The 23,514-nt window shown below is 73.4% G+C and carries 19 protein-coding genes; 13 read left to right on the top strand and 6 right to left on the bottom strand.

Annotation, left to right across the window (positions count from 1 at the left end; translation table 11 throughout):
- The first annotated feature begins 15 nt into the window (after window positions 1-15).
- The 7 genes from ACFYQQ_RS24245 (at window position 16) to ACFYQQ_RS24215 (ending at window position 7,212) form a co-directional block, all read left to right on the top strand.
- Window positions 16-825: an SAM-dependent methyltransferase gene (locus tag ACFYQQ_RS24245; protein ID WP_355791229.1), complete on the top strand. Its 810-nt coding sequence runs from the start codon at window positions 16-18 to the stop codon at window positions 823-825.
- Window positions 826-992: 167 nt separating this feature from the next.
- The gene (locus tag ACFYQQ_RS24240; RefSeq protein WP_355791226.1) at window positions 993-1,448 is read left to right on the top strand and encodes a cyclic nucleotide-binding domain-containing protein; all 456 of its coding nucleotides are present in this window, start codon (window positions 993-995) and stop codon (window positions 1,446-1,448) included.
- 27 nt (window positions 1,449-1,475) lie between these two features.
- Complete coding sequence (locus tag ACFYQQ_RS24235) at window positions 1,476-2,288, top strand: N-formylglutamate amidohydrolase (protein ID WP_355791223.1); 813 nt, start codon at window positions 1,476-1,478, stop codon at window positions 2,286-2,288.
- Window positions 2,289-2,390: 102 nt separating this feature from the next.
- Window positions 2,391-3,638 carry a DUF4032 domain-containing protein gene (locus ACFYQQ_RS24230; RefSeq protein ID WP_356168136.1) on the top strand — a complete coding sequence of 416 codons (1,248 nt, stop codon included), beginning with the start codon at window positions 2,391-2,393 and terminating at the stop codon, window positions 3,636-3,638.
- Window positions 3,639-3,734: 96 nt separating this feature from the next.
- Complete coding sequence (locus ACFYQQ_RS24225; protein WP_388905059.1) at window positions 3,735-5,411, top strand: FAD-dependent oxidoreductase; 1,677 nt, start codon at window positions 3,735-3,737, stop codon at window positions 5,409-5,411.
- On the top strand, window positions 5,408-6,865 hold the full coding sequence (locus tag ACFYQQ_RS24220; protein ID WP_355793159.1) for an ATP-binding protein: 1,458 nt from the start codon (window positions 5,408-5,410) through the stop codon (window positions 6,863-6,865). Before ACFYQQ_RS24225 ends, ACFYQQ_RS24220 begins: the two co-directional genes overlap by 4 nt.
- Complete coding sequence (locus ACFYQQ_RS24215) at window positions 6,862-7,212, top strand: UBP-type zinc finger domain-containing protein (RefSeq protein WP_355793157.1); 351 nt, start codon at window positions 6,862-6,864, stop codon at window positions 7,210-7,212. Before ACFYQQ_RS24220 ends, ACFYQQ_RS24215 begins: the two co-directional genes overlap by 4 nt.
- 36 nt (window positions 7,213-7,248) lie before the next feature.
- Here ACFYQQ_RS24215 and ACFYQQ_RS24210 read toward each other — a convergent pair whose 3' ends face one another.
- The 3 genes from ACFYQQ_RS24210 to ACFYQQ_RS24200 form a co-directional block, all read right to left on the bottom strand.
- Window positions 7,249-8,082: an alpha/beta hydrolase gene (locus ACFYQQ_RS24210; protein WP_355793156.1), complete on the bottom strand. Its 834-nt coding sequence runs from the start codon at window positions 8,080-8,082 to the stop codon at window positions 7,249-7,251.
- Between the two features lie 158 nt (window positions 8,083-8,240).
- Entirely contained in the window at window positions 8,241-9,437 is a 1,197-nt protein-coding gene (locus ACFYQQ_RS24205) for a serine hydrolase domain-containing protein (RefSeq protein ID WP_356239779.1), read from the bottom strand.
- A 168-nt stretch (window positions 9,438-9,605) separates the two neighbouring features.
- A complete protein-coding gene (locus ACFYQQ_RS24200; RefSeq protein WP_356168148.1) occupies window positions 9,606-10,100 on the bottom strand; it encodes a VOC family protein in 495 nt (164 codons plus the stop codon).
- 171 nt (window positions 10,101-10,271) lie between these two features.
- On the opposite strand from ACFYQQ_RS24200, the gene ACFYQQ_RS24195 reads away from it, so the two are divergent.
- Both ACFYQQ_RS24195 and ACFYQQ_RS24190 read left to right on the top strand, forming a co-directional pair.
- Window positions 10,272-10,808 carry an NUDIX hydrolase family protein gene (locus ACFYQQ_RS24195; RefSeq protein ID WP_355792576.1) on the top strand — a complete coding sequence of 179 codons (537 nt, stop codon included), beginning with the start codon at window positions 10,272-10,274 and terminating at the stop codon, window positions 10,806-10,808.
- Window positions 10,809-11,057: 249 nt separating this feature from the next.
- Entirely contained in the window at window positions 11,058-11,870 is an 813-nt protein-coding gene (locus ACFYQQ_RS24190; protein WP_355792579.1) for an SAM-dependent methyltransferase, read from the top strand.
- 333 nt (window positions 11,871-12,203) lie between these two features.
- Here the strand turns inward: ACFYQQ_RS24190 and ACFYQQ_RS24185 are convergent, their stop codons facing one another.
- Window positions 12,204-12,998, bottom strand: a complete 795-nt coding sequence (locus ACFYQQ_RS24185; protein WP_355792582.1) for an SDR family oxidoreductase — start codon at window positions 12,996-12,998, stop codon at window positions 12,204-12,206.
- 152 nt (window positions 12,999-13,150) lie between these two features.
- Complete coding sequence (locus tag ACFYQQ_RS24180) at window positions 13,151-14,632, bottom strand: serine hydrolase domain-containing protein (protein WP_388905058.1); 1,482 nt, start codon at window positions 14,630-14,632, stop codon at window positions 13,151-13,153.
- Window positions 14,633-14,906: 274 nt separating this feature from the next.
- Here ACFYQQ_RS24180 and ACFYQQ_RS24175 point away from each other — a divergent pair, with 274 nt between their 5' ends.
- The 4 genes from ACFYQQ_RS24175 to ACFYQQ_RS24160 all read left to right on the top strand — a co-directional run bounded on the left by ACFYQQ_RS24175 (window position 14,907) and on the right by ACFYQQ_RS24160 (window position 22,319).
- A complete protein-coding gene (locus ACFYQQ_RS24175; RefSeq protein ID WP_355784519.1) occupies window positions 14,907-18,185 on the top strand; it encodes a family 78 glycoside hydrolase catalytic domain in 3,279 nt (1,092 codons plus the stop codon).
- Between the two features lie 56 nt (window positions 18,186-18,241).
- Window positions 18,242-19,213, top strand: coding sequence for an LLM class F420-dependent oxidoreductase (locus ACFYQQ_RS24170; RefSeq protein ID WP_355784522.1), 972 nt, complete (start codon window positions 18,242-18,244; stop codon window positions 19,211-19,213).
- A 120-nt stretch (window positions 19,214-19,333) separates the two neighbouring features.
- Complete coding sequence (locus ACFYQQ_RS24165; RefSeq protein ID WP_388905057.1) at window positions 19,334-20,548, top strand: 4-hydroxybenzoate 3-monooxygenase; 1,215 nt, start codon at window positions 19,334-19,336, stop codon at window positions 20,546-20,548.
- Between the two features lie 166 nt (window positions 20,549-20,714).
- Entirely contained in the window at window positions 20,715-22,319 is a 1,605-nt protein-coding gene (locus ACFYQQ_RS24160) for a serine/threonine-protein kinase (protein ID WP_356168161.1), read from the top strand.
- A gap of 46 nt (window positions 22,320-22,365) precedes the next feature.
- On the opposite strand, the gene ACFYQQ_RS24155 is transcribed toward ACFYQQ_RS24160, so the two are convergent.
- Window positions 22,366-23,511 carry a DUF6596 domain-containing protein gene (locus tag ACFYQQ_RS24155; protein ID WP_356239765.1) on the bottom strand — a complete coding sequence of 382 codons (1,146 nt, stop codon included), beginning with the start codon at window positions 23,509-23,511 and terminating at the stop codon, window positions 22,366-22,368.
- Window positions 23,512-23,514 lie beyond the last annotated feature (3 nt).

The raw sequence follows: 23,514 nt of genomic DNA, 5'->3' as shown, positions 1-23,514 counted from the left end.
CGGCAGGAGACTCCCATGGCAGACGGCCGGTCCCTTCCCGACCAAGAGGCGTTGTCCAAGATCGACACCACGGTGCCGCACTCGGCCCGCATCTGGAACTACTGGATGGGCGGGAAGGACAACTACGAGGTCGACCGGGAGGCGGGTGACGCCTATCGCGAGGTCGCCCCGAACATCGAGACCATGGCCCGCGCCTCCCGGGGCTACCTGATCCGCACCGTGACGCACGTGGCCGGCGAGCTCGGCATCCGCCAGTTCCTCGACATCGGCACCGGCCTGCCCACGTACGACAACACGCACCAGGTCGCCCAGCGGGTGGCGCCGGAGTCCCGCATCGTCTACGTCGACAACGACCCCCTCGTGCTCCGCCACGCCCAGGCGCTGCTGACGAGCACGCCCGAGGGGGTCACCGACTACATCGACGCGGACCTGCACGAGCCCGAGAAGATCATCGAGGCGGCGGCCCGCGTCCTGGACTTCAGCCGGCCCGTGGCCCTGATGCTCATGGGCATCCTCGGCCACATCCAGGACTACGAGGAGGCCAAGTCGATCGTCCGGCGCCTGCAGGCCGCCCTGCCCTCCGGCAGCTACTTCGTGCACTACGACAGCACCGACACCGACGCCGCCCTCAAGGAGGCCCAGCAGGGCTACGACGACACCGGCGCCGTCCCGTACGTCCTGCGCAGCCCGGAGCAGATCACCGCGTTCTACGAAGGGCTCGAACTGCTGGAGCCCGGTGTCGTGTCCTGCCCGCTGTGGCGGCCCGAGCCCGGTTCCTCGCCGGAGCCCACGGACGTCCACGGAGGCGTGGCCCGCAAGCCGTGACCCGGGTGCCCGGAGGCCGGTGGGCACGCGAATTTCGGCTCCGGCGCGACGGAACGCCTGGAGTCCGCTCCAATGGAGGGTGACGGAAGACAACCGGTACGAGATGCGCCGCATCCCGTCACAGGTCCGGGGCCTTTTCTCCCCGGGGCGGCGCGACGGAGGTCCGTATGCCCACTGCTCTCCGGCTGCTGCACGCACTCTCCGCCGACCATCGTGAACGTCTGATGGGCGTGGCCCGCGAGGTCTCGTTCCCCGCCGACGGAATGATCTTCGAAGCCGGAGGGGTCGCGGACCGCTTCTGGGTGATCCGCTCCGGGACGGTCTCCCTCTACCAGCAGGTCGTCGCGGACCGGCGCATCTCGGTGGCGACGCTCGGGCCGAGCGATCTCCTCGGCTGGTCCTGGCTGTTCCCGCCGCACCGGTGGGACTTCGGCGCCGAGGCGTTCAGCCCGGTGCGCGCGTACGAGTTCCGGGCGGACGAGGTGCTCGCCCTGTGCGCCGACGATCCGACCCTCGAACTCTCCCTGACCCGCACGATCGCCGCCATCCTGGCCCACCGGCTGGAGACGACCAGGCAGGCGCTGATCGAGCACTACGCCCGGCACGGGGGCGTGGTGCGCTGACGCCGGGGCGGTCGCGACAATCGCCCCATGGACAACGCCTCCCCCTCCGACCTCCGGTCCTTCGAACTCCTGCCCGGGAGCGCGGACTCGCCCGTGCTCCTGCACGTGCCGCACTCCGCGCGGGCGATACCGGCCGCGGTGCGTGAGGGCATCCTGGTCGACGACGCCGCGCTGGAGCGGGAACTCGACCACATCACCGACGCGCACACCGCCGAACTGGCCGCGCTCACCGCGGAACGCGCGCGAGTCACCCCCTGGCGTCTCGTCAACCGGCTGTCCCGCCTCGTGGTCGACCCCGAACGCTTCCCCGACGAGCGGGAGGAGATGCTGGCCGTCGGCATGGGCGCGGTCTACACCCGCACCACGGGGCGCGCGCCGCTGCGCCCCGACGACACCGACCCGGCGCCGCTGGTCGAGCGCTACTTCCACCCGTACGCGCGGGCGATGACACAGGCGGTGGCCGACCGGCTGGCCGCCGCCGGCCGCGTGGTGATCGTCGACGTGCACTCCTACCCGACGTCCCGGCTGCCCTACGAGCTGCACGGCGACGGTCCCAGGCCGCCGGTGTGCCTGGGCACCGACCCCGTCCACACGCCGCCCGAGCTGCTCGCCGCGGCGCGGAAGGCCTTCGCCGGATTCGGCGGTACGGGCACGGACAGCCCGTTCTCCGGTACCTACGTGCCGCTGCGCTTCCACGGCACCGAGCCGCGCGTCCAGGCCCTCATGGTCGAGATCCGGCGGGACACGTACATGAGCGAACCGGGCGGCCCGGCCGGTCCCGGTCTCCCCCGCCTCGCCTCGGCCCTGGCGGAGCTGGTCGACGCGGTGTCCGGCGGGTGAACGGCCGCCCACCCTGCGGGCACCCGGTTGACGAAACCGGCGCGCGGATGCGGAGATGCTCCTGCGGCGGGACGTCGACCTTGAGGTGAGGGCAGCACATCGATGGCACTGCAGATCAGCGCGACCAACCCGGAGCACCCCGCGCTCCTGCTCGAACTGCCCTGGCAACTGCCGCTGGAGGAATGGCCGGAGCACCACCTGGTGCCGCTGCCGCGCGGTATCTCCCGGCACGTGGTGCGGTACGCACGCGCCGGGACCGAGGTGGTGGCCGTCAAGGAACTCGCGGAGCGGCCGGCGCTGCGCGAGTACGAACTGCTGCGCAGCCTGGACCGGCTGGGCATCCCGTCGGTGGACCCGCTCGCCGTCGTCACCGGCCGCGTCGGGGCCGAGGGCCCGCTCGAACCCGTCCTCATCACCCGGCACCTGGGCGGCTCGATGCCGTACCGCTCGATGTTCGAGACGACGATGCGCCCGGCGACCATGCACCGGCTGATGGACGCGCTCGCCGTGCTGCTGGTGCGGCTGCACCTCGCGGGGTTCGCCTGGGGTGACTGCTCGCTGTCCAACACGCTGTTCCGGCGGGACGCGGGCGCCTACGCCGCGTATCTGGTCGACGCCGAGACCGGGGAGCTGCACGCGAGGCTCAGCGAGGGCCAGCGCGAGTACGACCTCGACCTGGCCCGGGTGAACATCAGCGGGGAACTGCTGGACCTGGAGGCGGCCGGGGCGCTGCACCCCTCCGTGGACCCGATCGACTTCGGCAGGGAGATCTGCGCGCGCTACCAGGGCCTCTGGCAGGAGCTGACGCGCACGTCCGTGTACCCGGCCGGCAAGCACCACTACATCGACCGCCGGATCAGGCGGCTGAACGACCTGGGCTTCGACGTCGCGGAGATGCAGATCGCCCACTCCTCCAACGGCGACACCGTCACCTTCGTCCCGAAGGTCGTCGACGCCGGGCATCACCAGCGGCAGCTGCTGCGGCTGACCGGGCTCGACGCGGAGGAGAACCAGGCCCGGCGGCTGCTGAACGACCTGGAGAGCTGGATGGCCACCCAGGAGGACTACGCCCCCGGCGACCCGCTCGCCGCCCGCCCCGAGGTCCTCGCCCACCGCTGGGTCCGGGAGGTCTTCCGGCCGACCGTGCGCGCCGTGCCGCGGGAGCTGCGGGGCTCCATGGACGCGGCGGAGCTCTACCACGAGCTGCTGGAGCACCGCTGGTACCTGTCGGAGCACGCGCAGCACGACATAGGCCTGGACACGGCCGTCGAGGACTTCGTGGCGAACATCCTGCCCACGGTGCGCAAGGAGCTGCCGCCGCCGGCCGAGGACTCCGGACCGCCCGCCTGAGCTGCGGTGTCCGGACGCCTCGCGGTTCGGGGGCGAAGGTGAGCGTTCAAACATACGATTGAGCCAGTACACGGACCTGCTCGGGGTGGGAGACCTATGGCACAGGCCACCGGATCGGCGAGGACCGTCATCCTGACCGTGGATGACGATCCCGGCGTCTCGCGCGCCGTGGCCCGCGATCTCAGGCGCCGCTACGGCGAGACCCACCGCATCGTGCGGGCGGAGTCCGGCGAGACGGCCATGGAGGCGCTGCGGGAGCTGAAGCTGCGCGGCGACCAGGTGGCGGTGATCCTCGCCGACTACCGGATGCCGCAGATGAACGGCATCGAGTTCCTGGAGCAGGCCCTCGACGTGTATCCCGGCGCGCGGCGGGTGCTGCTGACCGCGTACGCCGACACGAACGCGGCGATCGACGCGATCAACGTGATCGACCTGGACCACTACCTGCTCAAGCCCTGGGACCCGCCCGAGGAGAAGCTGTACCCGGTGCTGGACGACCTGCTGGACGCGTGGCGGGCCAGCGACTACCGGCCCGTGGCGGTCTGCAAGGTGGTCGGGCACCGCTGGTCGGCGCGCTCCTCGGGGGTCCGCGAGTTCCTGGCCCGCAACCAGGTGCCGTACCGCTGGTACTCGTCCGACACGGCGGAGGGCCGGCGTCTGCTGTCCGCCGCCGGTGCGGACGGGCAGCGTCTCCCGCTGGTGATCACCCCGGACGGCACCCCGCTCGTCGAGCCCGAGGACCCCGCTCTCGCGGCACAGGTCGGGCTCGCCACGACGCCGACGGCGGAGTTCTACGACCTGGTCGTCATCGGGGGCGGCCCGGCCGGTCTCGGCGCCGCGGTCTACGGGGCCTCGGAGGGTCTGCGAACGGTCCTGGTGGAGCGGTCGGCCACCGGCGGGCAGGCGGGCCAGAGCTCGCGCATCGAGAACTACCTCGGCTTCCCGGACGGGGTGTCCGGAGCGCAGCTGACCGACCGCGCGCGCCGGCAGGCCGCGAAGTTCGGCGCCGAGATCCTTACCGCGCGGGAGGTGACGGGCCTGGAGGTCACCGGGGCCTCGCGCACCATCCGGTTCTCCGACGGGTCGGCGATCGCCGCGCACAGCGTGATCCTGGCGACCGGCGTGTCGTACCGGCAGCTGGACGCGCCCGGGATCGCGGACCTGACCGGGTGCGGGGTGTTCTACGGCTCGGCGCTCACGGAGGCGGCCTCGTGCCAGGGCCACGACGTGTACATCGTGGGCGGCGCCAACTCCGCGGGGCAGGCGGCGATGTACCTGGCGCGGGGCGCGAAGTCGGTCACCATCCTGGTGCGCGGCTCGTCGCTGGCCGCGTCGATGTCGTACTACCTGATCCAGCAGATCGAGGAGGCGCCCAACATCAGCGTCCGCACCGGCACGGTCGTCGAGGCCGCGCACGGCTCGGACCACCTGGAGCAGCTCACCCTGCGGGACGTGGCGAGCGGGCACACCGAACTCGTCGACGCGCAGTGGATGTTCGTGTTCATCGGCGCGGCCCCGCTCACCGACTGGCTGGACGGGACGGTGCTGCGGGATCCGCGCGGGTTCATCATGGCCGGCCCCGACATGACCGCGGACGGGCAGCCGCCGGCCGGCTGGGAACTGGACCGGCCGCCGTACCACCTGGAGACCAACGTGCCCGGTGTGTTCGTGGCGGGCGACGCGCGGGCCGAGTCCGCGAAGCGGGTCGCTTCCGCGGTCGGAGAGGGAGCCATGGCCGTCATGCTCGTCCACCGTTACCTGGAGCAGTCGTGAGCGGCCGGCCGGTGCCGTGCAGCGTCGCCGAGCTCAGCACCCTGTTCCTCTTCGAGAAGCTCGACGGCGACCAGCTGGACCGGCTGTGCCGGGAGGGCCGGGTGGAGACGTTCGAGCCCGGTCCGGTCTACACCGAGGGCGAGCCGGCGAGCTGCTTCTTCGTCCTCCTCGAAGGCACGGTGGTGCTGTCGCGGCGGGTCGGGAACGACGACGTCGAGATCAGCCGCAGCTCCAGCCGCGGTGTGTACTCCGGTGCCATGCAGGCGTATCTGGGCGACCGGGTACGGCCGGTCTACAACAGCTCGATGCGGGTCACCGAGCCGTCGCGGTTCTTCGTGCTGCCCGCCGAGACGTTCGCGGCGATCATGCAGGACTGGTTCCCGATGGCCGTGCATCTGCTGGAGGGGCTGTTCTTCGGTTCGAAGAACACCCAGCAGGCGATCGGGCAGCGTGAGCGCCTGCTGGCCCTCGGCTCGCTGTCGGCGGGCCTGACCCACGAGCTGAACAACCCCGCCGCGGCGGCGGTGCGGGCCACCTCGACCCTGCGGGAGCGGGTCGCCAAGATGCGGCACAAGCTGGGCATCATCGCCACGGGGCCTTTCTCGCGCGAGGCCCTGGCGCATCTCATCGAGATCCAGGAGCGCACCGCGGAGCGGGTCGCCAAGGCGCCGGTCCTCAGCCCGCTGGAGGCCGCCGACCGCGAGGACGCCCTCGGCGACTGGCTCGACGACCACGGCATCGCCGAGGGGTGGCGGCTCGCGCCCAGCTTCGTGCAGGCCGGCCTCGACGTCGACTGGCTCGACCAGGTGGCGGCGGCCGTGGACCCGGAGATCCTCCCGGGAGCCGTCGGCTGGCTCAACTACACCGTGGAGACCGAGCTCCTGATGAACGAGATCGAGGACTCCACGGCCCGGATCTCGCACCTGGTGAACGCGGCGAAGCAGTACTCCCAGCTCGACCGCGCCCCGTACCAGGTCTGCGACGTGCACGAACTGCTCGACAGCACCCTGCTGATGCTCTCCGGCAAGATCGGCCCCCGCATCACCGTGGTCAAGGAGTACGACCGCACCCTCCCGAAGATCCCGGCCTACCCCGGCGAGCTCAACCAGGTGTGGACGAACCTCGTCGACAACGCGGTGTCGGCGATGAACGGCACCGAGGGGGACGGCACGCTCACCGTGCGGACCGCCATGGACCGGGACCGGCTCCTGGTGGAGTTCCGGGACACCGGGCCCGGGGTGCCGGCCGAGATCCGCGACCGCATCTTCGACCCCTTCTTCACCACCAAGCCGGTGGGCGAGGGCACCGGGCTCGGCCTGGACATCTCCTGGCGGATCGTCGTCAACAAGCACCACGGACACCTCGAGGTGCGGTCCGTGCCCGGCGACACCCGCTTCCAGGTCCGCCTGCCCCTGACCGCCGCGGAGCCCGACACATCCGAGGAGCCTTCATGACCCTGCCCGACGGAATCGACCCCGCCGTCCCGCCGAGCGGTACCGGGTGCGTCGAGTGCGACGCGACCGGCGGTTGGTGGCTCCACCTGCGGCGCTGCGCGCAGTGCGGCCACATCGGCTGCTGCGACGACTCACCCTCGAAACACGCCTCGGCCCACGCGCAGGAGAGCGGGCACCCCTTCATGCGCAGCTTCGAGCCCGGCGAGAACTGGTTCTGGAACTTCGACACCTCGGAGCTGTACGAGACCGGTCCGGACCTGGCTCCGCCGGTCTCCCGTCCCGCCGAGCAGCCGGTGCCCGGCCCGGCGGGGCGGGTCCCGGCGAACTGGGCGGACACGCTGCGCTGAGGGCCGCGGGGCACGCGGCCGCCCGGCGGGAGCGGGTCAGCTCGCGGCGGGTTCGCCCGCCGCCTCCCGTGCCAGCACCTCGCGGAGCGCCTTGGCGAAGTCCTCGGTCCGCTCCATGAACCCGCCGTGGCCGCCGGGGAACTCGACCGGCGGCGTGCCGAGGAGGCCGGCCAGCGCCATGGAGGTCCGGTGGGTGAGCAGCGGCCCGGAGTCCGCGCCGATCCCGACGACGACGCGTCCCGGCGCGGACGTGAGCGCCGCGATGTCGGGGACGTACCGGGTGGTCGCCCGCAGTTCGTGGGCGAAGAAGCGGGCGCTGTCGGCGAGGTCCTGCGCCGAGGGCTCGCCTGACGGCGGGGGCGGCTCCTCGCCCGTGCCCGCGACACCGGAGACGATCATGAACTTCGTCCAGGCGGCCCCCACGCCCTCCTTGTGGAAGGTCGCGATGATGTCCTCGGTGGCGGCGTGCCGCTCGGCGGCGTCGGGCAGGAGGTCCAGTACGGGCGGCTCGTGCGCGACGAGGGTACGCACCCGTCCCGGATGCCGGGCGACCAGCGCGAGGCCGGTCACCGCTCCGCCGCTGCTGCCGAACACGTCGGCGCGCTCCGCCCCGAGCGCGTCGAGCAGGGCGACGGCGTCGTCCGCCCGCAGCTCGGGGGTGGAGTCCTGACCGGGGTCGTCGACGGGGCTGCCCGCGATGCCGCGCGGGTCGTGGGTGACGACGGTGTGGTCGCTCGCGAGCGCGTCGGCCAGCGGCGCGAAGGCGGCGGCGGACATCGGGGCTCCCGTCACCAGCAGCAGCGGACCCGAACCTCGGACCTCGTAGTGCAGGCGCGCCCCGGGCACGTCGAGGGTGTGGGTGGTGGTCATGGACGGTCTTCCTTCCGCCGTGCGGCAGCCGCCGCGGTCACGGTGACGAGGGAAAGGACTCCGGCGCGGCCCGGAACTCATCGGAGTGGCCGGCGGCGTCACCGGGCGGCGGCCCTCTCGGGTCCCGGCGCCGGAGCCCGGCGCCGGGACCCGAGCGGTCAGCGGCCCTTGCCGAGCAGCGCGCAGACGAAGTCCTCCTGGACGGCGCGCAGCCGTTCCAGCTGCGCGGGGGCGAGCTCCTTGTTGATCTGGGCGGTCACCGAGAAGGTGAGCGATCGGCTACCGTCCGGCGTGGCGGCGGCCAGTTGCGTGTAGCCGGGGAAGTTGCCGGTGTGGCCGAGCACGACACCGCACCGGGTCGTGTAGCGGAAGAGGGCGAGTCCGGCGCTGTTGCGTCCCGGGCCCGCGGGTTCGGAGGCGCCCTTCACCCAGCGCCGCTGCTCCCGCACGACCTTGCGGCCGTACAGCTCGCCGCCCGCGTAGCCGCGGATGAAGCGGTTCAGGTCGGAGGGCGTGGAGACGATGCCTCCCGAGGCCCAGACGCCGGAGGCACCGAGGACCTCGCTGATGTCCTCGGGGGCGTCGGGCACGCTCACGTCGTAGCCGTGCAGGTAGGGCTTCGGCAGCCGGTAGCCCTGCGGCAGGCTGGTGTCGCGCAGGCCCAGCTTCCGGTACACGAGCTCGTCCAGGAGCCGTTCGTACGTCGTGCCGGTGACGGCCTCGGCCATCAGGGCGACGGCGATGTTGTCGGAGTTGGAGTACCGGTATCGGGAGCCCGGCTTGAAGTCGAGCGGCTCGTCGGCGACGTAGTCGAGCAGCCGGCGGGAGTCGAAGTGGTGCCGGGGGTCGGCGGTCACCGTCTCGCGGAACGCCGGGGCCTGGGTGTAGTCGGGCAGCCCGCTGGTGTGGTTCAGGAGCTGACGGAGCGTCACCGAGCCCCAGGCGCGCGGCAGTCGGGGCAGGCGCTCGCGCAGGGTGTCGTCCAGGGCGAGGTCCTTGCTGTTGACCAGGGTCAGGGCCACCGCCCCGCTGAAGGCCTTGGCGACGCTGGCGATGCGCATGTGGTCGTGTGCGCGCGGCGGTCGGCCGGTGCTCAGATCGGCGGTCCCGGCCCGCAGGACGCGGGTCCCACGGCCGTCGCGCAGCACGGCGATGACTCCCGGCGGGCCGCCCGGGGCCCCGGCGAACTCGTCGATCTCCTGTTGCAGAGCGCGGTCGTCGGGCGCGCTGGGACGGGCACCGGCGGCACTCGGGGTGAGGGCGGTCAGCGCCGCCACGCAGACGGTGACGAGGGCGGCCTTCCGCAGCCGCCGCGGGGTGACGGCGGCAGGGGACGGCAGGGGGCGCAGAGGCATCTCGGCTCCTGAGGGTGGGGACTGAGCCTCCAGCGTCGGCGGCGCGGGCGGTCGCCTGCCCCCGGTGCTGCTGCATACGGCCCAGCGCACGGCCCTGCGAGCGGTACCGTCCGGCTCCGCGGCCGGCGGCCGGCGCACGTCTCGTCGTGGCCGCCGGAGAGGCGGGCCTCAGAGCACGGTCGTGCCGTACATCTCCCCGAGGGGGTCGGCGAGGAGTTCGACGCGGGCGCCGTCGGGGTCGCGGAAGTAGAGGGAGGTACCGCTCTCCTCCTGGTAGTCGACCCCCGCCTCGCCGAGGCGTTCGCGCAGTCGCCGCCAGGTGGTGGGGTCGACGGAGATGGCGAGGTGGTGGAGCCCGCCGAGCACTTCGGCGTACGGGCCGAGGTCGAGGCCGGGGAAGTCGAAGAAGGCCAGCAGGTTGCCGTTGCCCAGATCGAAGAAGAAGTGGGTCGAGCCCTTGTAGTCGCGGTTCTCGATCATCTCCGTGAGCGGGAACCCGAGGACCTCCTGGTAGAAGCGCACGGTGCGCTCCACGTCCGAGGAGAGGAGGGCCACGTGGTGCACGCCGCGGGCGGAGCTCGCCGGGCGGTCCGAGGCCGCCAGGTAGGTCTCCCGGATCCGCGAGCGCTCGGCTTCGACGGCGGCCAGGTCCACAGGTTCCATCGGGGCTCCTCGGTTGTCCACGATCTGGTTGGCAATTCAACCAACTGGCGCGTTCACTCTAGACCTCCGCCGCCCGGTTCGGCAGCACCTGCCCGGCGCGCCGCCGACGCGCCCCCGGTCGGACCCGCGACGTACGGGCCAAGCGGGGGTCACTGAAAGTATGATCAACGAATGTCTGACATGACCGAGACCTCGCCCGGCTGGCTGACTCCCGACGAACTGGACCAGGCCCGCGCCCGGATGCCGATCCTGTACGTCGAGGCCGTCCCCGTGCGCGTCGACGACAGCGGCGAAGTCACCAGCATCGGACTGCTCCTGCGCATCGGCCCCGACGGGACGGTCAGCCGCACCCTCGTCTCCGGCCGGGTGCTGCACCACGAGCGGGTCAGGGACGCCCTCCTGCGCCACCTGGAGAAGGATCTGGGCCCGATGGCACTCCCCCGGGTCCCGGCGTCGCTGCAGCCCTTCACCGTCGCCGAGTACTTCCCCACGCACGGGGTCACGCCGTACCACGACCCTCGCCAGCACGCGGTGTCGCTCGCCTACATCGTCCCGGTGACCGGCGACTGCCGGCCGCGGCAGGACGCACTCGACCTGGTGTGGTTCAGCCCCCAGGAGGCGTCGTCGCAGATGGTTTTGAACGAGATGCCCGGCGGCCACGGCGTCCTGCTCCGGCAGGCCCTGGCCCACGTGGGCTGCCTCTCCTGACGAGTACCCCGGGTTCCCCGCCGTCCCCTACGCGTACGTGAGGGGGCGGCGGTCTCGGCGTCGGCTCGCGTGCGCGGTCGCGAACTGCCGTGCCGTGCCGACCGGTTCGCCGGTCCGCGGGCCCGTCGGGTTCGTGCCGGGGCGGGTCCGGTCCGCGTGATCAAGGGGGCACAATGGCGGCGACGGTCAGGTGCCGCCCCGGCGGCCGCACGCGCCCGGACGCCCTCGGGCGCGCAGGAAGGGAACGACATGAGCGACACGCAGCGCCCGACAGGTGCCTCCGGAAGACTGAACACCTCGGTGGCGCACAACGCCCGGGTGTGGAACTACTGGATCGGCGGCAAGGACCACTACGAGGTCGACCAGAAGGTCGGCGAGCAGGTCGCCTCGATGTTCCCGGTGATCCGGGACGTGGCCCGCGCGGACCGCGAATTCCTGGGCCGTGCCGTGCAGTTCCTCGCCGCCGACCTCGGCGTACGCCAGTTCCTCGACATCGGCACCGGCCTGCCGACCCTGGACAACACCCACGACATCGCGCAGCGGATCGCGCCGGACTCGCGGATCGTGTACGTCGACAACGACCCGATCGTGCTCGTCCACGCCCGCTCCCTGCTGACCAGCACCCCCGAGGGCGTCACCGACTACATCGACGCCGACGTGCACAACCCGGACACCATCGTCCGGGGCGCCGCGGACACCCTCGACCTGGAGCGGCCCGTCGCGGTGATGATGCTGGGCATCCTGAACTTCGTCCTGGACACCGACAAGGCGCGGGACATCGTGCGCCGGGTCATGGCGGCCGTCCCGTCGGGCAGTTGCCTCGCGCTGACCCACCCGACGACGGACGCCGACCTCGGCGGCGAGGGCAACGTCGAGGCCATGAAGTTCTGGAACGAGAACGCCACCCCGCCGATCACCGCCCGCACCCGCGAGGAGATCGCCTCCTTCTTCGACGGTCTCGACCTCGTCACCCCGGGTCTCGTGTCCTGCTCCCAGTGGCGTGCGGACTCCGACTCGGCGCCCACGCTCCCGCAGTTCGGCGCCGTCGCCCTCAAGCCTTGATCTTCAGGGACCCGCAGGCGTCCTGGCCGGCCCAAGGGCGCACCACGTAGTGATGAACGACGTCCTGCCCCGGGACGTCGTTCCGCCGGTGATCCGCCAGGGGCGGGTCCGTAAAGGGCTCCGGTGGCGGCTCGGCGCGGGTGGCTCCCCGGCCGGTGTGCCGCGTCCGTCAGCCGGCGTGGCGCGGGCCGGCCCCGGCGAGGTGTCCGCGCATGTCGTGGCTGTGGAGGCCGAGTTCACCGGCCCGGAAGCGCTTCGACCGCGGCTGCGCACACCGCGACGCCGGGCCCCGCTCAAAGGGGTCCCCGCGTCGCGTCGTTGTCGGCCGGACCGTCAGGGCAGGATCGAGTCGACGTAGCCGCCGTCCACCCGGACGGCGCCCCCGGTGGTGGCCGACGCCTGGTCCGAGCTCAGGTAGACGACGAGGTTCGCGATCTCCTCGGGCTCGATCAGCCGCTGGAGCAGGGACTGCGGGCGGTGTTCGCGCATGAACGCGCGCTGTGCCTCGTCCCAGGGCAGCTCGCGGTCCACGAGTTCGTACACGAAGTCCTCGACGCCGCCAGTGTGCGTGGGGCCGGCGATGACGGAGTTGACCGTGACCCCGGTGCCCGCCGCCTCCTTGGCGAAGCCCCGGCTCACCGCGAGCAGCGCCGTCTTGGACATGCCGTAGTGGATCATCTCGGCCGGGATCACCACCGCCGAGTCGCTCGCGATGTACTGCACGCGCCCCCAGCCCCGCCGCGTCATGCCGGGCAGGTAGGCGCGGGTCAGCCGGACGGCGGCCAGGACGTTCACCTCGAAGTAGCGGCGCCACTCGTCGTCGCTGATCTCCAGGGCCGGCTTGGCGCCGAAGATGCCGAGGTTGTTGACCAGGATGTCGACGTCGGGAAGCGTCTCCAGGGCGCTCTCCGCCCCCTCCTCGGTCCCCAGGTCGGCGGCGACCGGGACGAACTCCGCCTGCGGGGCGTCCCCGTTCAGCCGGGCGACGGCCTCCGCGACCCGGCCCTCGTCACGCCCGTTGACACCGACGCGGGCGCCCGCCCGGGCGAGGCCCAGGGCGATGGCCGCCCCGATCCCCTGCGTCGAGCCGGTGACGAGCGCGGTGCGTCCTTCGAGATTCAGCTGCATCAGCACACTCCACTGCCGTGACGGCGCACCCGGGCAGCCGCCGCCGTCCTCGTACGATCATCGGCGATTACCCGTGCATCGGCATGCCATACGTCCGCCCGGCGCGCACGACCGGGGGCGACGCGTGCCGTGCGGGGAGTGCGCCGCCGCCTTCACCCGGATGCGGGGCCGGGGCCGGGGGCCCCCGACGCGGTGTCCCGTCCCGGGGCCCGCAGGGAGGCGAGCGGGCCGCCGTGCAGGGGCACCGTGCGCCAGCGCGCGGTGAACGTACGGGAGGTGAGCGAGCAGGTCACGCTCAGCCGGTGCGGCGTCTCCAGGAACAGGACGTCGGCGCGCAGGGTGTCCGCGTCGCTCCATCCCCCGCTGACCGCGGTGGGCACCGGTCCGCCGTCCGTGGTCCAGCCGGCGCCGCCCAGCCGCAGCCGCAGGAGGGTGCCGTTCTCGTCCAGCGTGAGGGTCCAGCCGTCCCCGTCGGCGTCGACCAGGACGCCCGTCAGCTTCTTCGGCTTGGCGGCGCCCGTATCGTCCGCCGCGGGGGCGAAGCGGGCGCCGGACCACGACTCCGCCCGCGTCCGCGGGGCGCCGTCGCCCGGCACCGGCGCCAGGGCCAGTTCCGCGAGACGCTTGCGCAGGCTCTCGTCGTCGTGGCCGGGAAGCGGGGCCGGACCGAAGGCGGGCAGCAGGTGCCGCCAGACGAGGTTCAGCAGCTCCTGCATCTGTTCGGTCGCCGCGGTCGTCGCCACCACCGCGTCGTGCTCGGGCAGCACGAGACAGAACTGCCCGTACGCCCCGTCACCGCGGTAGCCGTGCCGGGCCCGCCAGAACTGGAACCCGTAGCCCTGCTGCCAGTCCGACTCCCTGCCCTGCGGCGTGCCGTCCCAGGTGGAGACGTGCGCGCGGGTCGCCTCGGCGATCCAGGCCGCCGGGAGCAGCCGCCGCCCCTCCCAGACGCCGTCCTGGAGGTACAGCTGCCCCAGCCGCGCGATCGCGTCGGTCGTGGCGTGCAGTCCGCTGAAGCCGAGGTCCCGGCCGGACGGCCGCTGGATCCACGCCACCTCGCCGATGCCCAGCGGGTCGAAGAGCCGGGGGCGCAGGTACTCCGTCAGCGTGCGGCCGGTGACCCGCTGGACGATCGCGGCGAGGGTGTAGGTGGCGGGCTGGTTGTACGCGAAGACGGTGCCGGGGTCCCGGTCCGGCGGCGTGAGCAGGAAGCCGCGCACCGGCTCCGCGCGATCACGCCTGAACGCCGCGTCGTGGGTCTCGGCGAGGTGTCCGCTGGCCATGGACGCGACGTGCCGCACCAGCATGGCGCGGCTGCGCGGATCGGTGATGTCGGCCTCGAACTCGGGGAAGTACGAGACCACCGGCTCGTCCAGGTCCAACAGCCCTTCGGTGGCGGCGAGTCCGGCGGCCGTGGACGTGAAGCTCTTGCTCAACGAGTAGAGCAGCTGGGGGCGTTCGGGGGTGTAGGGCGCCCACCAGCCGGAGGCCACGAGGCGTCCGTGCCGCAGGATCATCAGGCTGTGCGGCTCGATGCCGGGCGCGGCCTCGACCGCGTCGAGGAAGGCGTGGACACCGGACGCGTCGACGCCCTCGGCGGCGGGACCGCTCTCGGGCAGGGGGCGGGCGCTCATACGGGGCGGCCTCCGGGCGGTTGAGGGACGGCGGACGAGGGGCGGGGCGGGCGCCCCCACGGCGGCGGGGTGCCCCCGCCGCCGCGAACGCCCGCTGCGTGCACACGCCATCCTTCCCGCGCGCCTCCCTGGTGTCCACGCCACCCGTGCACGCCTCTTGAAGGCCGCCACAGCCGGTGCATAGGATCGACGACTACGGAATGAAACGTTTCAATCACCATGGGTCCCTGGCGACGCATGGGCCGAATCCATCGAAATCCACCGAGGGGCACAGATGGCCAAGGGTTGGGACCGCCGGGTCTTCCTGAGAAGTTCCATCGCCGGGGCGGGCGCGTCCGTCGCGCTCGGAGCGGCGGCCGGCACCGCGTCCGCGTCCGAGGACCGGGGCGGCGACGCCGTACGGCCGGGCGGGCTGCGCATCGAACGGACCACCGTCGAGTACGCCGAGACGCTGCTCGGCACCGCGGTCGAACGCCCGCGGCTGACCTGGGAGTTGACGGCCGAGGGGCACGCGGCCCGGCAGACCGCCTACCAGGTGAGGGTCGCGCTGGACGCCGGGGAGCTGCAGCAAGGGCGCCGCCTCGTCTGGGACTCGGGCCGGGTCGCGTCCGACCGTACGGTCGGCGTCGTGTACGCGGGCCCCGCCCTCAAGGCCCGTACCCGCTACCACTGGCAGGTCCGCGTCTGGGACGGCGACGGCCGCCCGTCCGCGTGGAGCACCTCGCGCTGGTGGGAGACAACGTTGCCAAAGGACGCCTGGCGAGGTGTCTGGATCGGAGCGGACGCCGCCCCCGAGCCCCCCGGCTTCGAGGGCGCGGCCTGGATCTGGTCGCCGGGCTCGACCGCCGGCTCCTCCCCCACCGGGCCGCGCTGGTTCCGCGGCACGACGACGCTTCCCGCCGGCACCGACGTCCGCCGCGCCACGCTGGTGGCCACCGCCGACGACGACTTCACGCTGTACGTCGGCGGACAGCGGGTGCTGCACCAGGACGAGCGGACGGACGCCTGGCGCACCGGACAGTCCGCGGACGTCACCGGGCAGGTGCGGGCCGCGCCCGGCGGGCGGATGGTGGTGGCCGCGCTCGCCACCAACCGCGGCGCTCCCGCCTCGGTGAACCCGGGCGGGTTGCTCGTCCGGCTGCTCGTCGAGACGGCGGCGGGTGGCACCGTCGAGTTCGTCACCGACGGCGGCTGGCTCTGCGCCGACAGCGAGCAACAGGGCTGGCAGCAGCCGGAGTTCGACGACGGACGGTGGGAGCGGGCGGCCGTGCTCGCCCCCTACGGACAGGGTCCCTGGGGCGACGGCGTGACGGTCCCCGCGCCCGAGCGGCCCGCTCCGCTGCTGCGCCGCGAGTTCGACGTCCCCAAGCCGGTGGCGCGCGCCCGCCTGTACCTCAGCGGGCTCGCCTACTACGACGCCGAACTCAACGGCGTACGGGTCGGCCGCCAGGTCCTCGACCCCGGTTTCACGGACTACGACGAGACCGTGCTGTACGCGGTGCACGACGTGACGGACCGCGTCCGGCGCGGCCGCAACGCGATCGGAGTCACGCTCGGGCGCGGCTTCTTCGGCATGACGACGCCCAACGTGTGGAACTGGCACCGGCCGCCCTGGCACGGCGAGCCCCGGCTGCTGGCCCAGTTGGAGATCGACCACCCGGACGGCTCGCGCACCACGGTCGCCACGGACGGGCGGTGGCGGCTGACCGAGGGCCCCACCCGCTCCAACTCCCTCTACGCGGGCGAGACCTACGACGCCCGCGAGGCACCGGGCGACTGGACGCGCCCCGGGTTCGACGACACCGGCTGGCGGAAGGCACCGCGGCAGCCGGCCCCCAAGGGGACGCTGCGCGCCCAGGGGCACGACCCGATCGAGGTGGTGGAGACCGTGCGCCCGGTGGCCGTGTCGGAGCTGCGGCCGGGTGTGTACGTCGTGGACATGGGGCGCACGATGGCGGGCTGGTCCCGGCTGACCGTCCGGGCGCCCGCCGGGACGACGGTCCGGCTCGTGCACGGCGAGAAGCTGAAGGACGACGGGAGCGTGCACGCGGAGACCGGGCACGTGCCGGGCCGCTTCCAGACGGACGAGTACGTGTGCGCGGGCGGCGGCGAGGAGGTGTGGGAGCCCGCCTTCTCGTACAAGGGCTTCCGCTATGTGCAGGTCAGCGGCCTGCCCGCGAAGCCGGAAGCCTCGCAGGTGCTGGGCCGGGTGGTGCACACCCCGGTCGAACGGACGGGCGCCTTCGCCTGTTCGGAACCGTTCTACGAGCGGCTGGAGGCGGCGATGCGGCGCACGGTCCTGAACAACCTGCACGGCATCCCGACGGACACGCCGATGTACGAGAAGAACGGCTGGACCGGCGACGCCCAGCTCGGCGCGCCCGTCATGGCGTACGCGTTCGGGGTGCACCGCTTCCTGACCAAGTGGCTGGGCGACCTCGCGGACAGCCAGAACGGCGACGGGCAGCTCCCGGTCATCGTCCCCAGCGGCGGCTGGGGCTACGGAGACCTCGGCCCCTCGCCCGAGTGGACGACCGTCTACCCCTTCCTCGTCCGCGAGATGTACCGCGTGTACGGCGACGAGCGGCTCGCCCGGGACCACTGGGAGCCCCTCACCCGCTACCTGGACTGGGAGATCTCACGCCTGGAGGACGGGCTCGCGGTGACCGCCCTCGGCGACTACCTGCCGCCGGGCTACGGCGGCAACCCGCCCGAGGACACCCGGCTCACCGCTACGGCCTATCTGTACCGGGCCCTGACCGGGACGGCGGAACTCGCGGACCTGCTCGACGACAACGATGTCTCCGTCCGCTACCGCAAGGCGGCCGATGAGCTGAAGGAGGCATTCAACGCCGCCTTCCTGAGCCCGGAGGGCCACTACCGCACTGCCAAGGACCCCGGCTACCGCCAGACCAGCAACTGCGTCCCGCTCGCCTTCGGACTCGTCCCGCCCGGCGCCCGGGCGAGCGTCGTGGATTCGCTGCTCGCCGACATCCGCGGGCGCGGCGACCATCTCAACACCGGGGCCCTCGGGACGAGCGTGCTGCTGCGCGAGCTGTCCGCGCAGGGGCACCCCGAGGTGGCGCACGCGATAGCCACCCAGCGCACGTACCCGGGCTGGGGGTACTGGTTCGAGCACGGCGCGGACACCATGTGGGAGATGTGGCCCCTGGACTCCCGCTCCCGGGACCACTACTTCCAGGGCACGGTCGTGCAGTGGCTGTACGAGAACGTGGCGGGACTGCGGCCCGGTGACGCCGGGTACCGGACCTTCACCGTGCGGCCCGACGGCCGTGCGGGCGTGGACTGGGCCCGCACCTCGGTGCGCACGGTCCGGGGCGAGGCGTCCGTCGCGTGGTCCGTCGTCGGCACCGCGCTGCGGCTGTCGGTGCGGGTGCCGGTGGGATCGACGGCCGAGGTCCACGTCCCGGCGGGGGACCGCTCGGACGTCCGGGAGCCCGAGGGCGCGGCGTTCGTGCGCGCCGAGCCCGGGTTCGTCGTGTACGAGGCGCCGCACGGGAGCTGGGAGTTCGTGGCCCGCGTCGCGGGGTAGCGCCGTACGGGGGAAGGTCCCTGTTTCCGGATCACCGGATCGGGGACCCGTTCCTTATGGTGCAAATCGGATACACGATGATGACGGAGCAAGCCGGCCCCCGTGACCTCGTCGACCACGTGGTACGGGCCGAGCAGGCCGGGTTCGACTTCTCGGTGACCTCGGACCACTACTTCCCGTGGCTGGAGTCCCAGGGCCACTCCCCGTACGCCTGGAGCGTGCTCGGGGCCGCCGCCCAGGCCACTTCGCGGATCCCGCTGATGACGTACGTGACGTGCCCGTCCTTCCGCTACCACCCGGCGGTGGTGGCGCAGAAGGCGGCGACGATGCAGCTGCTGTCCGAGGGCAGGTTCCGGCTGGGCCTCGGTTCCGGCGAGAACCTCAACGAGCACGTGGTGGGCGGGGGTTGGCCCTCGGTCGACGTGCGGCACGAGATGCTGGAGGAAGCGGTCGGCATCATCCGCGACCTGTTCGAGGGCGGCCATGTCACCCGCCGCGGCACGCACTTCGACGTGGAGTCGGCCAAGCTCTGGGACCTCCCGGACCAGGCCCCGCCGATCGGGCTCGCGGTGTCCGGCGAGCGCTCCTGCCGCCTGGCGGGCCGCTTCGCCGACCTCGTGATCGCCACCGAACCCAAGGCGGAGCTCCTCGAGGGCTTCGACCGGCACGGCGGGCAGGGCAAGCCCCGGGTGGGGCAGCTCCCCGTCTGCTTCGACCCGGACCGCGAGGCGGCCGTGCAGCGGGCGCACGACCAGTTCCGCTGGTTCGGCAGCGGCTGGAAGGTCAACTCGGAGCTTCCGCATCCCCAGTCCTTCGCCGGGGCGACCCAGTTCGTCACGCCGGACGACGTCGCCGAGTCGATTCCGTGCGGGGACGACCCCCAGGCCTTCGTCGAGGCCGTACGCCCCTACGCCGAGGCCGGGTTCACCGAGGTCGCGCTGGTGCAGATCGGCGGCGACTCCCAGCACGCCTTCCTCGACTGGTCGGAGAAGACGCTGCTGCCGGCGCTGCGCGACGCGTTCGCCTGACGCCGTCCGCCGGAGCGGTGCGGACCCCGGCGCGGACACGGCCGCGCCGGGGTCCGCGCGCGAGCCAACCCGCCTGTGCACGGCGGCCGTTCGCGGTGGTGGCGCCGTCATAATGGTCCGGTGAATCCCGCCTCCCCCACTTCCTCCGCCCCGGCCGAGCGCATACCCGTCGTCATCGTCGGCGCGGGTCCGGCCGGTCTCACCGTCGCCAACATCCTGCGGGCCGCGAGGGTCGACTGCGTGGTCCTGGAGACCGAGAGCAGACAGTTCGTCGAGCAGCGGCCCCGCGCGGGCTTCATCGAGGAGTGGGCGGTGCGCGCCCTGAGCCGGCACGGACTCGCCGACCGGCTGGTGGAGCGGGCGCGGCCCCACCACGAGTGCGAGTTCCGGTTCGCGGGCGAGCGGCACAGGTTCCGCTACGCCGAGCCGGCCGGCGACCGCCACTTCGTCTACCCGCAGCCCCTGCTGGTGACGGACCTGGTGCGGGAGTACGCGGACGTGCGGGGCGGCGACATCCGCTTCGGGGTGCGCGACGTGGAGCTGACCGGCATCGAGGGCACGGAGCCCTCGGTGTCGTACACGGACCCCCTGACCGGCGCGCGGCGGCGTGTCGACTGCGCGGTGGTCGCCGGCTGCGACGGGGCCCGCGGGGTGACCCGCCGCCACCTGCCCGCCGAGCACGCGCCCGTCTCCCGCTTCGAGTACGGGGTGGGCTGGCTGGCGCTGCTCGCCGAGGCGCCCCCGTCCTCGGACTGCGTGGTGTTCGGCATCCACCCGCGCGGTTTCGCCGCGCACATGGCCCGAAGCCCCGAGGTCACCCGCTACTACCTGGAGTGCCCGCCCGGGGACGACCCGGAGAACTGGTCCCACGAGCGGGTCTGGGCCGAGCTGCACGCGCGGCTGGCCGTCCCGGGGGCCGCTCCCCTCACCGAGGGCCGGCTCATCGAGAAGCGGGTGCTCGACATGCACAACTACGTGGTGGAGCCGATGTCGTACGGGCGGCTGTACCTCGCGGGGGACTCGGCCCATCTCGTCGCGCCGATCGCCGCCAAGGGCATGAACCTGGCCCTGCACGACGCTTTCCTGCTCGCCGACGCGCTCATCGCGTTCTGCGGGGAGGGAGACGACAGCGGCCTGCGCGGCTACTCGGCGGCTTGCCTGCGGCGGGTGTGGGAGTACCAGGAGTTCTCGCGGTGGTTCGCGGAGCTGCTGCACGGCCCCTCCTCCGGCGACCCCTTCCGTGCGGGTGCCGCCGCGGCCCGGCTGCGTCGCCTGCTGCGCTCCCCCGCCGCGGGCGCCGCCTTCGCCGAGTCGTACATCGGCGCCACGCCGTAGCGTCACCCTTTGGCCATCGCCTGGCGCGAGTTGTCCGCACGCCTGCTCGAAGCGCGCCGTCCGGGACGAACCCGGCCGCCCAAATCGCGTCCGCGTTGAACGCCGGGCGCCGCCCCCGCCGTACAACCGGGAAAGGCGTGAGACCGGTGCGCAGCGAGGGATGACCATGACCGAAGGGCAAGCCAGCACACAGGAGTTGATCGCCGGACGGTACCGGCCCGAGGAGGTCGTGCACCGAGAGGAGGGCCGGACGGGACTGCGCGGTCAGGACGTCCGCTTCCGGCGGCCGGTCTCCCTGACCGAATCGCGGCACGGCACGGGCGCACGCCCCGGCACCGCCCGCATCCTGCGCGAGTCCGAGAGCATGGAGCTGGCCTGCCCCGGCCGGGTCGCCACCGTCCTCGACGTCGTCGAGGAGAACGGCGCGCTGTGGACGGTCATGGACCGGATCGACGGCACCCCGCTGAGCGACCTGCTGCGGCAGGGGCCGGTCAGCTACGTCCGGGCCGCCCGCACGGGCCTCGCGATCCTCGACGTCCTCGCGGCGGCCCACCGCGAGGGCATCACGCACGGCGACCTCAGTCCCGGGCAGGTGTTCGTGCGCGGCGACGGAGGGGTGCTCGTCGCCGGTTTCGGCTTGCTGGGCGCCGCTGCCTCGCCTCGCGTCACCGCGCCGTCGTACGCCTCCCCCGAGCAGGCGCGCGGCGAGGGAGCCGGGCCCGCGTCGGACCTGTGGGCGCTCGGGGCGATCCTCTACACGATGGTGGAGGGGCGTCCGCCCGTGCGGGACCGCGGCCCGGTCGAGGCGACCCTGCGGGCGGTCGACCTGCTGCCCATCCGCTCCCCGCAGAACGCCGGACCGCTCGGCCCCGCCGTCCAGGGGCTGCTCCGCAAGGACCCGCAGGAACGGCTGCCCGAGCCGGTGGTGCGCGCGGCGTTCACCCGCATCCTGCGCGAGGACCCCGGGGGGCCCGGGCCGGACGCGCCGCTGCCCTGTCTGCGCGACGCCTACGCGGCCGCCTGGCGCACCGGCCGGGTGTGGGGCAGACGCACCGTGGGCCGGCCGGTGCTGCTGGGCGTTCTTGCGCTGGCCGTGACCGGTGCCTCGCTCGCCGCCCTCGCCCTCACCGGCGGCGGCCAGGACGGCGGTCCCTCCGCGTCCCGCCCCGAGCCGTCCCGCCCGGCCGCCGGCGGGAACGCGCCCACCGTGCCGCCCACCGCGCGGCCCTCCGCGCCGCCCACCTCGTCCGGGCCGTCCTCTCCCGCGCCCTCCGTCTCACCCTCCCGGCCCGACCGGAGCGGTCCGCCCGCCGGCTTCCGCCGCTACGACGCGCCCGAGGGGTTCTCTATCGCCCTGCCCACCGGCTGGCGGCCGGTCGACCGGGACAGCGCCTCCGACGCCTCCTACCGGGTGACGTTCGGCGCGTCCGGCGATCCGCGCACGCTGGCGGTCACCTACAGCGAGCGGCTCGGGCCGGACCCCGTCGGTGTCTGGCGGGACCTGGAGCCCTCCCTGAAGCGGACGTCCGTCGACTACCAACGGGTGGGCGCCATCCGCTCCGTCGACTACCGCGGCCTGGACGCGGCGGACATGGAGTGGCTGTCCGAATCCTCCGGCGTCCGCGAGCGCACCCTCGGCCGCGGCTTCCTCACCGGGCCGGGCCGCGGTTTCTCCTTCCGCTGGACGACCCCGGCCGCCGACTGGGACGACACCGCGAACCGGCGTGCGCTGGACGTCTTCCTGCGCACCTTCCGCGCCTCCGCCGGGTGAGACACGACCCGCCGCCCGTACGCTCCCCGCGTCCGCCGTGCGGTGTTCACCCGCGCAGGCGGGCGTTGAGCCGGGCCGCCTGGCGGGTGAGGTGCTCGCGCTCCGGCAGGCTGGTGGCCGACCGGGCGGCCTCCGCGTAGAGCCGTGCCGCGGTGGCGGTGTCGCCGTCCCGCTCGTGCAGATAGGCCGCGACGGCCGTGTGGCGCGGCAGGGCGGGGTCGAGGTCCGCCAGGGCCGCAAGGCCGGCCCGGGGGCCGTCGGCCTCGCCGACCGCGACGGCACGGTTGAGGCGGGCCACCGGGCTGCCGGTGAGGGCCACCAACTCGTCGTACCACTCGACGATCTGCACCCAGTCGGTCTCCTCGGCCGAGGGGGCGTCGGCGTGCAGCGCGGCGATGGCGGCCTGCGCCTGGAACTCGCCCAGCCGGTCGCGGGCGAGCGCCGCCTGGAGCACGCCGACCCCCTCGGCGATCAGCCGGGTGTCCCACAGGCCGCGGTCCTGCTCGGCGAGCGGCACGAGAGCGCCGTCGGGGCCGGTCCGCGCCGGGCGCCGGGCGTGGTGCAGCAGCATGAGCGCGAGCAGGCCCGCGACCTCCTCGTCGGGGATCCGGGCCGCCAGCTCGCGGGTGAGCCGGATCGCCTCGGCGGCGAGGTCGACGTCGCCGGAGTACCCCTCGTTGAAGACCAGGTAGAGCACCCGGAGCACGGTGCCGACGTCGCCGGGGCGGTCGAAGCGGACGCCGGAGACCGTCCGCTTGGCCCTGCTGATCCGCTGGGCCATCGTCGCCTCCGGCACGAGGTAGGCCCGCGCGATCTGCCGGGTGGTCAGGCCGCCGACCGCGCGCAGGGTGAGCGCGACGGCCGAGGCCGGCGTCAGGGAGGGGTGCGCGCACAGGAAGTACAGTTGGAGCGTGTCGTCCACCGCCTCGCCCGGGCCGGGTGCGGGCTCGACCTCGACGCGCACCTCGCGGTGGCGCCGGGAGGCGTCGGCGCGGGCCGCGTCGAGGAACTTGCGCCACGCCACGGTGACCAGCCAGCCCTTGGGGTCCCGGGGCAGGTCCTCCGGCCACCGGCGCACCGCCTCGACCAGGGCGTCCTGCACGGCGTCCTCGGCCGCCGCGAAGTCGGCTCCGCGGCGGACGAGGACACCGATCACCGCCGGGGTGAGGGTCCGCAGCAGTGCCTCGTCCACGCG

Source organism: Streptomyces sp. NPDC005496 (assembly GCF_042872045.1).
Taxonomy (GTDB): Bacteria; Actinomycetota; Actinomycetes; order Streptomycetales; family Streptomycetaceae; genus Streptomyces.
This window is presented reverse-complemented; position numbering and strand designations above follow the sequence as displayed.

Bases quoted from the DNA above. Each gene is read 5' to 3' on its own strand.
- ACFYQQ_RS24245 (WP_355791229.1), top strand. From the start codon at position 16: ATGGCAGACGGCCGGTCCCTTCCCGACCAAGAGGCGTTGTCCAAGATC.
- ACFYQQ_RS24240 (WP_355791226.1), top strand. From the start codon at position 993: ATGCCCACTGCTCTCCGGCTGCTGCACGCACTCTCCGCCGACCATCGT.
- ACFYQQ_RS24235 (WP_355791223.1), top strand. From the start codon at position 1,476: ATGGACAACGCCTCCCCCTCCGACCTCCGGTCCTTCGAACTCCTGCCC.
- ACFYQQ_RS24230 (WP_356168136.1), top strand. From the start codon at position 2,391: ATGGCACTGCAGATCAGCGCGACCAACCCGGAGCACCCCGCGCTCCTG.
- ACFYQQ_RS24225 (WP_388905059.1), top strand. From the start codon at position 3,735: ATGGCACAGGCCACCGGATCGGCGAGGACCGTCATCCTGACCGTGGAT.
- ACFYQQ_RS24215 (WP_355793157.1), top strand. From the start codon at position 6,862: ATGACCCTGCCCGACGGAATCGACCCCGCCGTCCCGCCGAGCGGTACC.
- ACFYQQ_RS24210 (WP_355793156.1), bottom strand. From the start codon at position 8,082: ATGACCACCACCCACACCCTCGACGTGCCCGGGGCGCGCCTGCACTAC.
- ACFYQQ_RS24205 (WP_356239779.1), bottom strand. From the start codon at position 9,437: ATGCCTCTGCGCCCCCTGCCGTCCCCTGCCGCCGTCACCCCGCGGCGG.
- ACFYQQ_RS24200 (WP_356168148.1), bottom strand. From the start codon at position 10,100: ATGGAACCTGTGGACCTGGCCGCCGTCGAAGCCGAGCGCTCGCGGATC.
- ACFYQQ_RS24195 (WP_355792576.1), top strand. From the start codon at position 10,272: ATGTCTGACATGACCGAGACCTCGCCCGGCTGGCTGACTCCCGACGAA.
- ACFYQQ_RS24190 (WP_355792579.1), top strand. From the start codon at position 11,058: ATGAGCGACACGCAGCGCCCGACAGGTGCCTCCGGAAGACTGAACACC.
- ACFYQQ_RS24185 (WP_355792582.1), bottom strand. From the start codon at position 12,998: ATGCAGCTGAATCTCGAAGGACGCACCGCGCTCGTCACCGGCTCGACG.
- ACFYQQ_RS24180 (WP_388905058.1), bottom strand. From the start codon at position 14,632: ATGAGCGCCCGCCCCCTGCCCGAGAGCGGTCCCGCCGCCGAGGGCGTC.
- ACFYQQ_RS24175 (WP_355784519.1), top strand. From the start codon at position 14,907: ATGGCCAAGGGTTGGGACCGCCGGGTCTTCCTGAGAAGTTCCATCGCC.
- ACFYQQ_RS24170 (WP_355784522.1), top strand. From the start codon at position 18,242: ATGGTGCAAATCGGATACACGATGATGACGGAGCAAGCCGGCCCCCGT.
- ACFYQQ_RS24160 (WP_356168161.1), top strand. From the start codon at position 20,715: ATGACCGAAGGGCAAGCCAGCACACAGGAGTTGATCGCCGGACGGTAC.